Below are 15,553 nucleotides of genomic sequence, written 5' to 3'. Positions count from 1 at the left end.
TCTATAGTGCTGGTATGCCACTGGCGACAAGGTGGCGCAAGTCCGATTTCGCATGAGCATCTGACGACGGTGAGAGATAGATTACGCTTTCAAAACACTTTCATTCGAAATTAGTGCTCGGGATAACATTTCGGGAACATTCCCCCAAACGGAAATTCACCAGGAACTACACTATGGCAATCAGGAGAGATGAGAAAACCATGCGTGCTTTACCGTGCTTACTGTTCGCCTTGTTATTAAGCGGCTGCGCAGTGCTGGAAGGTAAGCCGCAATCTGCACCGCCGGTTAGCGACCATCCGCAGGAAATCCGCCGTAATCAAACGCAGGATCTTCGCGAGATTGGTGCCGTTAGCGTAACGGTACTGGGTTCTCCCATGGACGTGGAAGACGCAATCAAAGCCAAAGCCGTGGCCGCCGGCGCCAATTATTACGTCATCATCATGATGGATGACACCATAATTCCCGGTCGTTGGTTCGGACGCGCCCTGCTGTACAAACAGTAGCGAGGCGTTGATTTTCAGGACATTTACATTGCTTTGCGTCCATTGATGTTCTCCTGTGCACAATAGGATTTTTCGAATCCGTTGCGCGAAAGGAAGCCCTGCAAACAATCGGGGTAACGTAAAATGGAGCTGACTATGAAACGATCTCTTGCCTTAAACTCACTGTTGCTTTCTACCGGTTTGCTAAATACAACAGCGCAGCCTGCAGAGTTCGCCAGCGCTGACTGCGTGACGGGATTAAACGAAATCGGTCTCATCTCCGTCAATAATGTCTCAGGGAGCCTACAGGATGTGGAGCGGGTTATCGCGTTAAAAGCAGATGAACAGGGAGCCTCCTGGTATCGCATTGTGCGAATGCAGGAAGATCAACAAGTTGACAACTGGCGAGTGCAGGCCATTTTGTACGCCTGAGCCGCTGGAAAAAGCCACCTAAATTGGGTGGCTTTTTTATGCCCCTACAATCATTAAGATTATGTTATCGTAAGGATACACCAATGTAACATTTTGTTACATTGACAAACTAAATGTTATCGTAATTGTGCCGTTGAAGGAGCCTCATACACAGAACAACGGACAAATTATGAGCGCCTTTTTTCGTCGCGCCGGTCTCGGTGCAAAATTGTCACTTCTGACTGGCGCAAGCGTTGCAACGCTTTTCCTTTTATTCACTTTTCTGATGAGCAATAAAGCCAGCCAACAGCTGGAAACGCTGGCCATGGAAGACTTGCACAGCCAATCCAGCGGAGTGGTGGATATGGTTGAAATGTTCAACAGTAGTCTCAGTGATGAGGTGGAGAGCTACACGCGCTTGTTCAGCAGTTTTCTGCCACAGCCGCTCGCGGTTGATCCCCAGCAGCGCCGTGAGATTAACGGTATTGATGTACCGCTCTTCAAAGGCGGCGATACCGAACTGCATAACAACAATGCTATCCCGGACGATTTCCTCAACCGTACAGGTGCTATCGCTACGCTATTCGTGCGCGGCGGTGACGACTTTGTGCGCGTCGCCACATCACTGCGCAAAGAGAATGGCGATCGCGCCATCGGCACTAAGCTGGATAAAGCCAGCCCGGCATTTGCGCCAGTAATGAAAGGTGAAGTCTATCGCGGGCTGGCGATGCTGTTTGGCAAACGCTACATCACCCAATACCAACCGGTAAAAGACGCCAGCGGCAACACCATTGCCATTCTGTTTGTTGGCGTCGATATCACCCGTTCGTGGGAGGTGATGCGCAATAAAATTCTGGGTCGAAAGCTGGGTGAAAGCGGCCATTTCTTCGTGCTTGATCGCAACGAAGGCAAGAACTACGGCAACTATCTGTTCCACGATACCGAGGAAGGCAAACGCCCGCAGTGGGATGAAAAAGATCTGCAAACCCTGCTGACAAACAACAGCGGTACGCTGGCGCGCCAGAGCGCAGACGGCCGCGAACTGCTGATGTCTTACACCGCACTGCCCGGCTGGAACTGGACAGTAGTGGGCGAAGTCGACAAAGCCGTACTGCTGCGCGATGTCACCACCATGCGTAACCAGTTCCTGCTGGCTGGCGTGGTAGTTTCCCTGCTGTTCGCCGTGCTGTTTGTCGTTATCATTCGCCGCTGGCTCAGCCGCCCGCTGCGTAACGTTATTGAACTCGCTCAGCAGTATTCGGCAGGCGACCTGCGCGCCACGCTGGTGGTTGATCGTCATGATGAAGTGGGTCAGTTGATCGAGGCCATTAACGGCATTGGCGATGGGTTACACAAGATTGTGTTACAGGTGCGCGAATCCGCCGCCGAAATTAACCTCGGCACCAACGCGTTGGCCGCTGACAGCGGCGAGATCAGCGAGCAGATCAATAAGCAGGCCAGCAGCGTGGAGGAAACCTCCGCCAGCATGGAGCAGCTTGCCGCCACCGTGCAGCAAAACGCAGCCAACATGGAACAGACGCAAAGCCTGGTGAATGAAACTACCGACGCGGTGCAAAAAGGCGGCAAAACCGTCGATCACTCAGTGGCGACAATGGAAGACATTCGCGCAGCATCGCAGCGTATTGCCGACATTACCCACGTGATTGAATCCATCGCTTTCCAGACCAATATCCTCGCGCTGAACGCCGCGGTGGAAGCTGCGCGTGCGGGCGAACACGGCAAAGGGTTTGCCGTGGTTGCTCAGGAAGTTCGTGCCCTGGCCGCGCGCAGTGCCAACGCGGTAAAAGAGATTGAAGCGCTGATTGGCGATACGCTGAAAAAAGTGGGCGAAGGACATTCCCAGTCAGAAGCCACGCGCGTTGCCATGCAATCGATCATCAGCCACATGGATCAGATCAACCAGTTGGTGCATGAAATCAACCATGCTTCCCGCGAACAATCAGCGGGAATCAACCAGGTTAACCTTGCGATGACGCACATTGGCGATGCCACGCATGTCAACGCCGGGCGCGTTTCGCAAAGTGAGGAAACCGCCCGCACGCTGCGGGAAAAAGGCGCACACCTGAGTGAGCTGGTAAGCCTGTTCCGCCTGAAGATGGATTAATTTGCCGCACCCGTGGCGCGTAGCAGCAGGTCGTTTTGTACCTGCTCGCCAATCGGCGACGTGCCACGGGTATCCAGCATCATCTGGCACCACGCCTGCGCCATCGGCGGCGACGCGTGGCGCAGCATTTGCGCCCCTGTTCCCAGCCGCCAGAGCAGCTGCGTTATCTCCCTTCCCTGCGTTTCATCTGGTCTGCGTAGCCGCTGTTGTAGCTGCCGCCATGCGCGATCAAAATGGCGATCCTGCCCTTTCACCGCCGCAAAATCGTTACTGAGCAAATCCACTATGCCCGGCTGTTTGCCCAGCACGCGCAGCACGTCCAGGCACATGACGTTGCCGGAGCCTTCCCAGATGCTATTGACCGGCATCTCGCGGTACAGGCGCGGTAATTCGCTCTCTTCGCAATAACCGATACCGCCAAGCACTTCCATCGCTTCGCCGACAAACGGGATCCCGCCCTTACAAACTGCAAATTTAGCCACCGGCGTAAACAGGCGTGCAAAGAGCGCTTCTTGCTCATTGCGGCGGCTGTCCCATGCGCGGGCAAGGCGAAACAGCATGGCGGTTTGCCCCTCCAGTTCCAGCGCCATCCGGCTCAGAACATGACGCATAAGCGGCTGATCGACCAGATTTTTGCCAAACGCCTGTCGCCGGTGCGCATGATACAGCGCAACGGAGAAAGCCCGGCGCATCAGCCCATGGCTCCCCAGCGCACAATCAAAGCGCGTCAGCCCGCCCATTTTGAGGATCTGCCGCACGCCATCGCCCTCTTCGCCAAGCAACCAGCCGCTGGCATCGCAAAACTCCGCTTCGCTACTGGCATTGGAGCGGTTACCGAGTTTCTCTTTCAGGCGTTCAAGCCGCACACCATTACGTTGGCCGTCAGGCAGAAAACGCGGCACAAAAAAGCAAGAGAGTCCGCCTTTGGCCTGCGCCAGCACCAAATGCGCATCGCTTTGCGGCACGGAAAAGAACCATTTGTGCCCCACCAGCCGATATTCATCACCGTTTTTTTCCGCTCGGGTGGTGTTGCTCAATACATCCGTTCCGCCCTGTTTTTCGGTCATTCCCATACCGATGAGCAGGCCGCGTTTCTGATTGCCCGGCGCTAAATGAGGATCGTAACGATCGCTTAGCAGCGGTTTTAACCATTCATGAAAAGGTTTCGGCAATGCCTGTTGCAGCAGTGGCGTCGCGGCGAAGGTCATGGTGATGGGGCACAGCGTGCCGGATTCTACCTGGGCGTGCAGCACAAACCGGGCTGCACGCGCGACAAAAGAACCGACGCGCGCCTCCTCTTCCCAGGCCAGGTTATGTACCCGGTTGGCGCACAACCCCTGCATCAACAAGTGCCAGGCAGGGTGGAAACGCACATCATCCAGCCGTTCGCCGGTGGTGTCATAGCGCAGCAGCTCCGGAGGATTGGCGTTGGCTAATCTTCCCAGCTCCAGCGATTCCGCCGCACCCAATTGTTGGCCAATGCTGGCGAGCAGCTCGGCGTCCCAGGCCGCGCCTTCGCGCATTACCGCCTCACACAGGGGACGATCAGAGAGAAAAAGATTGCTGTTTTTTAACGGGATCGGTTGGTTAAAAACGGTATGAGTCTGCCAGTGCATCGTGTGTCCCTCCTTCAATGGCAATGAAGATAAGTATGGACAGCCTGCGCGAACGCTGCATGGGAGTGGGCTCACAAGGCCGCGATTTGGCGACAATCATTCGTGAAACGGCTCACACAATATAAGAATAATATATTTCATGAATAAGATTATTGATGAATAATTTATTCTCACCTTGCCAAAGAGAATCCCAATGCCAGCTTCCCAACGTGCACCGAATGCGCACAAGCGCGCTTTAATTGCAGGCTCGATCGGCAACTTTATCGAGTGGTACGAATTCGCGGTCTACGGCTTTCTCGCGACCGTTATTGCGAAGAATTTCTTTCAACTCTCGGGCGAAACGGGGCTGACCAGCCTGATCCTGACTTACGCCTCCTTTGCCGTCGCCTTTTTCTTTCGCCCGCTGGGGGCAATGGTGTTCGGCCGTATCGGTGACCGGATTGGTCGCAAACCGACACTGATCATCGTGCTGGTGATGATGACGCTGGCTACTGCCGCAATTGGTCTTGTCCCGGTGTACGCCAGCATTGGCATCGCCGCGCCGCTCATCATCACCGGTTTGCGCATTTTGCAGGGTTTGTTTGCCGGGGGCGAATACGGTGGCGCAGTATCGCTGATGACGGAGTTCGCGCCGCGCGGCAAACGCGGGCTGTATGGCGCATGGCAATCTTTTACCGTGGCGCTGGGGCTGCTGGCAGGTGCCGGAATTGTGGCGCTGCTTTCCGCGTTGCTGACGCCAGAAGCACTGCATGACTGGGGCTGGCGCATCCCCTTCTTCCTTGCGCTGCCGATGGGCGTTGTCGCGCTGTGGCTTCGGGTGAGCATGGAAGAGACGCCTAGTTTTGTGCAACAGCAGGCGCACCCCGTTGCCGAACGCGCCCGGCTCAACGACACGTTTAAAGCCATCTTTATGGGTATTGGCCGGGTGATGGTGTGGTCTGCCGCCGGTTATACCTACCTTGTTATCATGCCCGCGTATTTACAGTCGGCGCTGCACACGGGCTTTAATCAGGCACTACTGATTGCGGTGATATCCAATATTGGCTTTGCGCTGACGATTATTCCCTCCGGCATCCTGAGCGATCGCATCGGGCGTCGCGCGGTGATGGTGATTGCCACTGCGCTGCTACTGATCCTGGCATTGCCGTTGCTGAAAATCTTGCAGGCGGAATCAAGCACGCTGGCGATAAAAGCGGTGGTGGTGCTAGTGGCAGGCGGGTTGGTCGGTATGCTGGCAGGGCCAGGTCCGGCGATGCTTGCGGAGATGTTTCCAACCCGCGTGCGCTATACCGGGCTTGGGCTGGCGTATTCGCTGTCGAACGCGCTTTTCTCCGGCTGCGCGGGGTTAATCATCACCGGTCTTATCAAAGAGACGGGCAATGTCGACATCCCGGCCTATTACGTAATGGCAACGGCGCTGGTCAGCATTGTGGCGCTGATGACGCTCAAAAAAGATGACCATTTGCGCTCGCTCGAAGAGTAACGTTCGTTGCCCGGCAGCGTTGCGCTTGCCGGGCGGTGCATTACCCGGCGATGTAATGCGGCACAAACCGCGACGTATCTTTGGTAATCAGGGTGCAATCTTCGCGGATGCCCATGCCAACGGCTTCATCGTCTACCACCCAACTGCCAATCAGCGTGTAGCTGTCGCCAAAGCGCGGCAGCGGCTGAAAAGCCTGGTAGATCATCGGTTCTTCACCGTAGTCGCCCTCTTCATGGTCAATCACGTTATGCGCCCCGTCGAAGAGGGTGACATTGCCACCTTCGCGGGAAAACAGCGGTTTGCGCACATAGCTCGTTCCCGCCGCGATTTGTGGTTTTTCCCCGTCAAACCAGGCGGGCAGTAGGTTCGGATGATTGGGGAAGTAACGCCACAGCAGCGGCAATAGCCCCTTATTGCTGAGCACGCTTTTCCACAACGGTTCCAGCCACTGCTCGCGGCGTTTACACAGCAATGGGCCGTTTTCGTCGCGCATCATCCATTCGAGTGGGTAGAGCTTAAACACCTGGCGAATGACGTTATCATCCAGATCCGTCAATACACCGCCCAGCCCCAACCCAACATCTTCGATATAAATAAACCGCGTATCGAGGCCAGCCTGGCGGGCGCAATCCTCAAGATAGAGCACCGTGCCGCGATCTTCCTCGGTTCCTTTACAGCAGCAGAAGTAGAGCGGATTACGGCTCTGGATTTCGGCGAAACGGGCAATCAACTTGTCCTGAATGGCATTGTACTGATCGGCGTCGCGCGGGAGCGTACCGTTACGCCGCGCATCCTCCATCCACAGCCACTGGAAGTAAGCCGATTCGTACAGCGACGTCGGCGTATCGGCGTTGTATTCGAGCAATTTCACCGGGTCTTTGCCGCACCAGACGAAATCCATCCGCCCGTAGAGCGACGGATCGCGGTTACGCCAGCTTTCGGCAATCGCATCCCAGTACAGCGGCGGGATCGCCAGTTGGCGAAGGATCGCCTCGTCCGCCACGGCGCGATCCACTACCTCAAGGCACATTTGATGCAGTTCAGCGGTCGGCTTTTCAATCTGCTCTTCAATCTGGCGCAGCGTAAAGCGGTAAGCGCGACTCTCATCCCAGTAAACTTCGTTATCAATGATATGGAAGTCAAAACCGTGGTCGTGGGCGATCCGCTCAAGGTCCGGGCGCACAGCAACATCATGACGCAGCATCGTTAGCCTCCCCAGCTTCCGCGCGCGCTGGAAGAGCGCCCAAAACCGCCACGTGATGAGGTGGTTGCCTTTTTGGTGGTGTAGCCATAATGGCTGCTCGCACTGCTGGTTCCACCGGAGCGCCAGCTGTAATCTCCGTCGCGGTTGCGCCACACCGGGCGGGAAGCGTAGGTACTTCCGCCGCTGCTGTAGCTGTATTGCTCATCCCGGTCTTTACGCAAGGCTTTACTGAGCAGAAAACCACTGAGCACTGGCATCCAGCGCTGGCCAATATTGTCGTAGTAGCAATTATCGTATTGCTGTACGCAATACGGCTGCGACATATTGCGCGGGATCTCTTGCTCAAAGTTCATGCGCGCATTATTCCACGCATCGTTACACACCTGCGCGGTGTTACCGTCGTCAACACAATCCTGCTGCGAGGTGTAATACACCCCGTCACCGTCGTTATCGTCTTTATGATCGTTGCAGCCTTTTAAAGCAAAAAAAGCTGCGCCACCCATAATCGCCAGCGTCAGGTACTGCCCGCTTTTACGCTCTTTCGGCTGGGTGAAAATGGGCCGCCGGGCGCGGTTCTGCGCAGGCGAAAGGATAGGATTTTTTTGCCGATTTGATCGCTTTCTGGCCATGATGTTCCATTACCACGTCATGCAGGCAGCATTAAAAATCCCGCCCGCCAGTGCCGCCGCACCCATAAATAACCCGGCGGCAGTATCGCTATTAATTATCTTGTCACTCAGTTTCGGCATATAAAGACGAACACCGCCGTAAACAAGTAATTGCACCACCAGCGCAATAACACCCCAGATGAGATAATCCGGAATACTCACCGAGTTAATGGCAGCACTCGAGAGCGGAATAATATAGCCCAGCAGCGAACCACTAAACGCTAACGAGGCGGCGACATTGTTCTCTTTAATTAATCGCCATTCATCGTGTGGGGTAATGCGCGTATAAACAAAAAGAAAACAGAGCACCATCGCAATGCCAATAAAGAAATAAGAGCAAAACGCCAGTAGCGATCCCAGAATATGCATGTCTACTCCCATAATTAACCAATGACCTTTAAGGATGTCAGGGGAATATCCACCCCCAGCGCGCGCGAGTAGATCCACTCCGGCTGGTTTTGCGCATTAAAGGTCTCTTCGCCGTTTAACAGCAAATATTCGAACACGTCAGTGGTGACTTCGCGCTGGTACGCCATCATAAAATTGTGCACTTCCCAGCTTGCGCCAGCGTGGTTGTTGACGGTTTCCAGCGTATAAACCGGTTCGATATCGCCCCGCTCTTCAGCGTTAAACACGCGCTGCCACTGGCAATCGCGCCAACGTAGCGCGGGCTGCCCCATCGCTTTTGCGCTCAGCATATCGCGCCAGGCTTTTTCACCGGAAACCCCCGCGCTCTCTTCATACACAAACAGTTTGATGTCATCAATGTTGTGCGTTTCCAGGCCACCGGAGGTGCTGATTTGCAGGAACTCATCGCCCGTTGTGTAGTAGCGATGAATCATGCATCCGGCGCCGAGATCGAACGACCCGCACGCGCCAATGGTGTACTCTTCGCCGGGAAGCTGAACCAGCAAATCGTCTTCGCACAGGCGGAACAGCAGCGTATCGATGGTGAAACCCGCGTGCAGATGCAACCCAAGCGGCCCTCTTACCGGGGCCGCCGCATCAGGCCGCCCCAGCAGATTTTTCAGAAAAGAGAGCATCACGGTTTTTGTTGCTGTTGCAGACGCGCCAGCACATCCTGTGCAGAGGTTTTATCACTGCCGCCAATACCTGCCTGCGCCAGTTTTTCATCAAGATCGCGCCCGTCTGCCACTTTCTCAAGCTGCGTTGCCGCGTCCAGTCGGGCCTGGCGTTCAGCCTGACGCGCCTGCAGGCGTTTCAGGGACTCTGCCGCCGTTGCCACATTGTTGGACGCGCCCACGGTAGAGGTGGTGACAGCCTGTTGTGCGCGCTGCATCGCATCGGTGGCTTTAATCACTTCCAGTTGCTGCTCAAACTGCTCAATACGTTGCGCGGTGGCGGTCACCGCTTTTTCAACGGCATCGCGCGACCTTTCAAGGTTCGCCAGCACTTGCTCTTCCGCCGCAAGGGTATTTTCCAGACGGGCGATTTCGCTGGCGACTTCATTCAGCAAACCGGCGTCCACATTTTTCGCCATCGCTTCCAGCGCGCGGGCTTCGAGGCTTTCCTTACGTTCGCGTAAATCGTTGAGTTTGTCGTTGCTCAACTTAACGCGTGCCAGCAGGTCGACGCGGGATTTACCTGCTTTATCCAGCTCAGCGCGCGCGTCGCGGATATGCTGCTCCAGCATGCGCACACCCTGCGTCTCTTCAATCGACTCTTCCGCCTGAGCAATAAAGGATTTACCCAGCGTAAACAGGCTTTTTAAAATTCCCATACAACCACTCCCTGACAATGTTATTGGGCAAAATCATCGGTTAATTCAGCAAGATCCAGCGCGTTTTGCGCAAGCGTGGAGATTTCCAGCAGGATATCGTCAAGCGAGGAGTTAAGCGACAGCGCGCCGAAGGCAACATAATACTCTTCCCCACCGACAGGCGAGATGCCAACAGAAGATAAAGGTAAGAGTTTTTGATTGCGCAGCAGGAAAACGTTAAAAGCATCCTGCTGTTTAATTTCACTTAAAGGACAAATATAGGTTTCAATAATTATCTGCCGGGAAGTCAGTAACAGATTTAATTGCAAATCGCCGTAGTCATCCAGCTTGATAATTAACGCATCGGCTTCATGTTGAATAGTTAAATTAAGCGTCGTTGATTGCAATAATGCCGCGCTCAGTGTCTCTACAGTCCATGCCATTATTTATACCCTGATTATTCCATCGCAATAAAAGTAAAAAAGAGAAAATATCTGCCGGCAAATTCTACCAGTCTTCAGAGCAAAAAAAACCACCCGAATAAGGGTGGTTTTACCGGTCGTTAGAAGCCTAAAGTGCGCGCTGGCGCACCGCTTCAAACAGGCAGATGCCGGTAGCTACCGAAACGTTGAGCGACGATACGCTGCCCGCCATTGGAATGCTGATCAACTCATCACAATGCTCACGCGTCAGACGGCGCATACCCTCGCCTTCCGCGCCCATGACCAGCGCCATGCGCCCGGTCATTTTGCTCTGGAACAGTGTATGATCCGCTTCGCCCGCCGTCCCGACAATCCAGATGTTTTCCTCCTGCAACACGCGCATGGTGCGCGCCAAGTTGGTCACGCGGATCAACGGTACGTTCTCTGCTGCACCGCAAGCGACTTTTTTCGCCGTGGCATTCAGTTGGGCGGATTTATCCTTCGGCACGATCACCGCATGCACACCCGCCGCGTCTGCGCTACGCAAACACGCGCCCAGGTTGTGCGGATCGGTTACACCGTCCAGGATCAAGAAGAAGGGTTGATCGAGGCTGGCTATCAGATCCGGCAGATCATTTTCCTGATACTGACGCCCCGGTTTCACGCGTGCAATGATCCCCTGGTGCACCGCGCCTTCGCTTTTTTCGTCCAGATACTGGCGGTTCGCCACCTGGATCACCACGCCTTGTGCTTCCAGCGCGTGGATCAGCGGCAGGAGACGTTTGTCTTCGCGGCCTTTAAGAATAAACACTTCCTGAAAACGCTCCGGGGCGCGCTCCAGCAGGGCCTGCACCGCATGGATGCCGTAAATCATTTCACTCATTGATGGTACTCATTTGGGGCGGTTTCGCCGCGTTATGTGGGCCGTGACACTCATCACTTGCGCTCATTATAACCGACACGCGCCGCAGAAAGTACCTCCGCTAACTCAGGTGCCGCTTTGCCTCCAGCCGGACGCGGTGCAGCACGTGTTGCTTGATCTCGCTGTATTGCGGATGACCCGCAATCGTTTCAATATCGCGTTCGCGACCAAACGGCAGCGTAATCTCTTCAACTATTTTGCCTGGGCGCGCCGACATAATCAGAATGCGGTCGGCGAGAAACAGCGCCTCTTCCACATCATGCGTGACGAAAAGCAGCGTGGTGCGGGTTTCCAGCCAGGCGTCACGCAGTAACTCCTGCATCATCAGGCGCGTTTGGGCATCAAGCGCGCCAAACGGTTCATCCAACAGCAGCACATCCGGCCCTGGCAGCCATGCGCGCGCCAGCGCCACACGCTGTTTCATGCCGCCGGAAAGCTGCCACGCCGCGTGGTGTTCAAACCCTTTCAGGCCAACTCGCGCCAGCCAGTCCAGCGCCTGAGCATTGACCTCTTCTTTGCGATGTTTGCCAAGCCGTGGACCGAAGGTGACGTTATCCAGCACCGATAACCACGGAAACAAATTCGGTTGCTGAAAAATCATCCCCCGTGATGGTCCGGGTTGCTGCACCGCTTTGCCGCCCGCCAGCACCTGCCCGCTATCCGGGCGAGTAAAACCAGCCACCAGGTTAAGAATGGTGGATTTACCGCAGCCCGACGGGCCAAGCAGTACGACAAATTCCCCCGGCGACAGCGCCAGCGAGATATCCTCCAGCACAGTAAACGGCTGCGGTTTTGCCGCGAAGGTTAGCGACACTTTTTCCAGTGCGATATGCGCAGTCATCACTCTTTTCCCGCCCAGGGCACCAACCAGCGTTGCAGCCCCAATAGTAGTAAATCCAGTAGATAGCCAATGCCGCCCAGCAGCAGAATGCCGAGCATGACGATATCCGTACGTAAGTAAGAACTGGCGTTTATTACCATCCAGCCCAGGCCTGAACTGGCGGCGACCATTTCGGCGGCAATCAACGACGTCCAGCCAATGCCGATAGAAAGCCGCACAGTGGTAAACAGTTCCGGCAGCGCATCCGGCAGCACCACTCGCAGGAAGATCTGCCCTTTTGATGCGCCGAGCGTTTGCGCCACACGAATTCGCGCGCGCCCAATGCGTTCCACCGCCGCGCTCGCGCCAACCACCACGCTCAAAAACGTGGCGATGAAAATCAGAAAGAATTTCGACGCTTCACCAATCCCCAGCCAGACAACTGCCAGCGGGATAAGGGCGATTTTCGGCAGCGGGCGCAGAAACTGCACAAACGGGTTAAGCACGGCGGAGAGACCCTCGGATAAGCCCATCAGCAAGCCCAGCGGAATGCCGATGATAATGGCGACCGAAAAAGCGCCAAGCGCGCGCGCCAGGCTAACCGCGATATGTTGCCACAGCGGTACCTGGCGGTAGCCATCGGCCAGTAACTCTTCGGCGGTCAACCCAATGTCCGTTAGCGATGGCAGCAGGAGCGGATCGACCCACTGCCGGGTGGCCGCTATCTGCCAGAGCGCAAAGAAAACCGCCACCGACAGCACGCTGATGGCGATATGTTGACGCAATTTCATTTTGCCGTTGCCGCCGCATCACGAATGTAACGGGAGTCGATAGCGTTGTCCCAGTTGGCTGGAATATCGCGTTTGCGGATTTCGCCGATCCCGGCAAGGAAGTTAGAAGTTTTGCTCAGCGCTTTGCCGATACCGCTGTCGCTGGTTTGCGTCCCGTTACCCAACCAGGCCGCCGTACCCTGCTCGCTCAGCGTCGGGTACTCCAGCCCGCCAAGCGTATTCGCTGCGGTTGTGACCGGCGCACCAACCTCTTTCGCCACAATGGCGGCGGCACGTTCCGGATCCTTTTTAAATTCATCCACTTTCTGCTGATGAACGCGCAGGAAGGCGGTCACCGCTTCTGGATACTGTTCAGCAAAGGCTTTACGCACGACGTAGTTGTTGTAAATCAGGTAGCCGTCTTTCTGGAGATCTTTGGTGGCGAAGACCTGATGCCCACCGGATGATTCCAGCTCTTGCGCAAACGGCGCCCAGACATAACCCGCATCGATGTCGCCACGTTTCCAGGCCGCCACCATTTCTGCCGGGCGCAGCGGCAGCAGCGTGATTTTGCTGCGGTCGAGTTTATTGACGCTGATCGCCGCTTCCAGCGCATACTGCGCCGTGGAATTCGGCGGGTAGGCTACGCGTTTGCCTTCGATATCGCGAAGTTGATGAATACCCTCTTTGCCAATTAAGCGTTCGTAACTGGCAATCACACCGGAAACGCCAATAATTTCGACGGGTAATTTCCGCACAATACCGGCGGTCGCCGGACTGGAACCGAAATTGGCAATATCGATGGCGTTGCTGGCGAAATAATTTAATGCATCCGCGCCGGAGGCGAATTGCACCCACTGCACTTTGCTGTTTAATGCTTTATCCAGTGAGCCGTCGGCTTTCGCCAGCATTAATACCTGCGAACCGCCGCTGTATGCGACGCGGACTTCTGTTGGTGTTGCTGCGAAGCTGGCGTTGGCCCATAAGCTACCCGCTGCCAGTAATAAGCAGAGACTTTTTTTCATTTTATTTAACCTTTGATTTAATTAGCGCTGAAACACTATATCGGGCGGTTGTCGTTTTATTTATTCAAATTATTGCATTAGGTATGCGTGAAATAAGAATCACGATATTCCAGCCAATAGTGGGCACAGCGTTGCGCCAGCAATTGCGCCGGATCGTGGGAAAGGTCAAGCACAGGAGAATTCACCGCACGCAGAGCCACCGGCACTTCAGTACAGGCCAACAGCAACTGCTCAGCACCACGCGCCAGCAATGCCTCGGCCAGAAGCGCAAGCCGTTCCCCGCCTTCGCTTACCGCTCCGCGTTTTACCGCGTAACAGCCAGGGACAAACCACTGCTGTAGTTCCTCTGTGGAAGGCTGCAGCACATCAATGCCCTGCGCCGCCAGCCCGCGCTGATACCAGCCGGCGTCCAGCGTGCCCTGGGTGGCAATCAGCCCTACTCGCTGCGGCTTTTTCGGCAGGCTCAGCAGATGCTCAACGGTGGCATCGACAATATGCAGTAGCGGCGCGGCGCTGGCGCGGCTCAACGCTTCAAACCAGTGATGCGCCGTATTACACGGGATGGCAATGTGGCTGGCTCCGGCCTGATTCAGCTTTTCGATGCCGTGCAATAACTGCGGCAGTGGCGAAGGACCAAGCCCGGCAAGGGCTTTTTGCCGATCGGCAACTTGCGGCACATTCCAGACCACCGAAGGCAATTGCTGCTGATCGCTCTGCGCCGGAGTTGCCACCAGCAATTGATGCTGAAAATCGAGGGTGGCGAGCGGCCCCATGCCGCCCAGCACACCGAGCAAAAAGGGCTTAGCCACGGTGATGCGCTTCCAGCACCTGACGATAGCCAAACAGCCCGGCAGAACCGCCAGTATGAACAAAGACCACGTTTTCATCACGACCAAAGTGGCCTTTATGGATCAGGTCGATAAGCCCGGCCGCACCTTTGCCGGAGTATACCGGGTCAAGCAAGATACCTTCGTGGCGGGCGAACAGCGTCAGCGCTTCCAGCATTCCTTCGGTTGGCAGACCGTAACCCTCCCCCACGTAATCGCTGTTAGCCACCACGGCTTCTCGCGGTAATTCACCGCTAACCCCCAGCAGTTCACGGGTGCGCGACGCCAGATTCCATACGTTCTCTTCCTGCTTCGCTTTTGGCGCGCGCACGCTGATACCGAGTACAGGGATCTGGCTATTAGTCGCCGTTAAACCGGCAACAAGCCCTGCTTGCGTGCCGGTGCTGCCGGTGGCATGCACCACGCTGTCGATGCGCAAGCGTAACTGGGATGACTGGAACAACAGTTCTTCGGCGCAGGCGACATAACCGAGCGCGCCGATGGGGTTGGAACCGCCGCCGGGAATGACATACGGGTTATGCCCCTGTTCGCGCAGCTGTTGCGCCAGCTCTTCCATCGCGTTCTGCATATCGGTGCCGCCCGGCAAATGGGCGATAATCTCACCGCCCAGCAGGTCATCCAGCAAAATATTGCCGGAACGCTGATACGCCTCGCCAAAATCAGGCACGCGCTTTTCCAGCAACACTTTGGTTGGCAAACCGAGCTTTGCTGCCCCGGCAATGGTCTGACGAACATGATTGGATTGTGTTGCACCCTGGGTGATGATCACATCGGCTTTTTTCGCCAACGCATCCGCCAGTAAAAATTCCAGTTTGCGCGTTTTATTTCCGCCGGTAGCAAGCCCGGTTGCGTCATCGCGTTTAATCCATAATTTAGGGCCGCCGAGTAAAGCGGTTAAATTTTCCAGCGGCTCTAATGGCGTGGGGAAATGCCCTAAAGACAGACGAGGGAAACGGGCCAGATGCATAATCGCTCCTTGCAAAATAGGCAGATGCCGAAGCGATAATGCTCCGGTTTTAATTGGATGAATTAAGGAT

At 55.5% G+C, this 15,553-nt stretch carries 17 protein-coding genes; 4 read left to right on the top strand and 13 right to left on the bottom strand.

The genetic code is table 11. The features are described from left to right. Positions 1-173: 173 nt before the first annotated feature. From bsmA to ACFX4O_RS20760, 3 genes are all read left to right on the top strand, one after another. A complete protein-coding gene (gene bsmA / locus ACFX4O_RS20770) occupies positions 174-503 on the top strand; it encodes a biofilm peroxide resistance protein BsmA (protein WP_044489546.1) in 330 nt (109 codons plus the stop codon). Positions 504-626: 123 nt separating this feature from the next. Continuing rightward, entirely contained in the window at positions 627-914 is a 288-nt protein-coding gene (yjfN, locus tag ACFX4O_RS20765; protein WP_020456246.1) for a DUF1471 family protease activator YjfN, read from the top strand. A gap of 169 nt (positions 915-1,083) precedes the next feature. Next, positions 1,084-3,018 carry a methyl-accepting chemotaxis protein gene (locus ACFX4O_RS20760; protein WP_380211004.1) on the top strand — a complete coding sequence of 645 codons (1,935 nt, stop codon included), beginning with the start codon at positions 1,084-1,086 and terminating at the stop codon, positions 3,016-3,018. On the opposite strand, the gene ACFX4O_RS20755 is transcribed toward ACFX4O_RS20760, so the two are convergent. Beyond that, a complete protein-coding gene (locus ACFX4O_RS20755; RefSeq protein WP_380211002.1) occupies positions 3,015-4,634 on the bottom strand; it encodes an isovaleryl-CoA dehydrogenase in 1,620 nt (539 codons plus the stop codon). The genes ACFX4O_RS20760 and ACFX4O_RS20755 overlap by 4 nt on opposite strands. A 193-nt stretch (positions 4,635-4,827) precedes the next feature. On the opposite strand from ACFX4O_RS20755, the gene ACFX4O_RS20750 reads away from it, so the two are divergent. Then, positions 4,828-6,117 carry an MFS transporter gene (locus ACFX4O_RS20750; RefSeq protein WP_380211000.1) on the top strand — a complete coding sequence of 430 codons (1,290 nt, stop codon included), beginning with the start codon at positions 4,828-4,830 and terminating at the stop codon, positions 6,115-6,117. Positions 6,118-6,157: 40 nt separating this feature from the next. Here the strand turns inward: ACFX4O_RS20750 and ACFX4O_RS20745 are convergent, their stop codons facing one another. From ACFX4O_RS20745 to ACFX4O_RS20690, 12 genes are all read right to left on the bottom strand, one after another. Next, positions 6,158-7,321 (bottom strand): glutathionylspermidine synthase family protein, encoded by a 1,164-nt coding sequence (locus ACFX4O_RS20745; RefSeq protein WP_380210999.1) that lies wholly within the window; start codon positions 7,319-7,321, stop codon positions 6,158-6,160. Positions 7,322-7,323: 2 nt separating this feature from the next. Then, a complete protein-coding gene (locus ACFX4O_RS20740) occupies positions 7,324-7,950 on the bottom strand; it encodes a DUF1190 domain-containing protein (protein ID WP_380210997.1) in 627 nt (208 codons plus the stop codon). Positions 7,951-7,959: 9 nt separating this feature from the next. Next, on the bottom strand, positions 7,960-8,358 hold the full coding sequence (locus tag ACFX4O_RS20735) for a DUF350 domain-containing protein (RefSeq protein ID WP_380210995.1): 399 nt from the start codon (positions 8,356-8,358) through the stop codon (positions 7,960-7,962). 14 nt (positions 8,359-8,372) lie between these two features. Further along, positions 8,373-9,032, bottom strand: a complete 660-nt coding sequence (locus ACFX4O_RS20730) for a DUF2491 family protein (protein ID WP_380211097.1) — start codon at positions 9,030-9,032, stop codon at positions 8,373-8,375. Next, positions 9,032-9,730, bottom strand: coding sequence for a PspA/IM30 family protein (locus ACFX4O_RS20725; protein ID WP_380210993.1), 699 nt, complete (start codon positions 9,728-9,730; stop codon positions 9,032-9,034). The genes ACFX4O_RS20730 and ACFX4O_RS20725 overlap by 1 nt, the downstream gene beginning before the upstream one ends. Before the next feature lie 20 nt (positions 9,731-9,750). Next, positions 9,751-10,152 (bottom strand): YjfI family protein, encoded by a 402-nt coding sequence (locus tag ACFX4O_RS20720; protein WP_380210991.1) that lies wholly within the window; start codon positions 10,150-10,152, stop codon positions 9,751-9,753. 127 nt (positions 10,153-10,279) lie between these two features. Then, entirely contained in the window at positions 10,280-11,014 is a 735-nt protein-coding gene (gene rlmB, locus ACFX4O_RS20715) for a 23S rRNA (guanosine(2251)-2'-O)-methyltransferase RlmB (protein WP_131407243.1), read from the bottom strand. Between the two features lie 100 nt (positions 11,015-11,114). After that, on the bottom strand, positions 11,115-11,894 hold the full coding sequence (locus tag ACFX4O_RS20710; RefSeq protein ID WP_380210989.1) for an ABC transporter ATP-binding protein: 780 nt from the start codon (positions 11,892-11,894) through the stop codon (positions 11,115-11,117). Further along, positions 11,894-12,664 (bottom strand): ABC transporter permease, encoded by a 771-nt coding sequence (locus tag ACFX4O_RS20705; protein ID WP_131407239.1) that lies wholly within the window; start codon positions 12,662-12,664, stop codon positions 11,894-11,896. Before ACFX4O_RS20705 ends, ACFX4O_RS20710 begins: the two co-directional genes overlap by 1 nt. Continuing rightward, positions 12,661-13,668 (bottom strand): glycine betaine ABC transporter substrate-binding protein, encoded by a 1,008-nt coding sequence (locus ACFX4O_RS20700; RefSeq protein ID WP_380210987.1) that lies wholly within the window; start codon positions 13,666-13,668, stop codon positions 12,661-12,663. The genes ACFX4O_RS20705 and ACFX4O_RS20700 overlap by 4 nt, the downstream gene beginning before the upstream one ends. A gap of 77 nt (positions 13,669-13,745) precedes the next feature. After that, positions 13,746-14,477, bottom strand: coding sequence for an aspartate/glutamate racemase family protein (locus ACFX4O_RS20695; protein ID WP_131407235.1), 732 nt, complete (start codon positions 14,475-14,477; stop codon positions 13,746-13,748). Continuing rightward, positions 14,470-15,483: a D-cysteine desulfhydrase gene (locus ACFX4O_RS20690; protein ID WP_380210985.1), complete on the bottom strand. Its 1,014-nt coding sequence runs from the start codon at positions 15,481-15,483 to the stop codon at positions 14,470-14,472. The genes ACFX4O_RS20695 and ACFX4O_RS20690 overlap by 8 nt, the downstream gene beginning before the upstream one ends. Between the last annotated feature and the right edge of the window lie 70 nt (positions 15,484-15,553).

The organism is Kosakonia sp. YIM B13571 (assembly GCF_042788095.1).
GTDB classification, from domain to species: Bacteria; Pseudomonadota; Gammaproteobacteria; order Enterobacterales; family Enterobacteriaceae; genus Kosakonia; species Kosakonia quasisacchari.
Note: the sequence above shows the minus strand (reverse complement) of the source record. Positions and strands in the feature narration are given on the sequence as shown.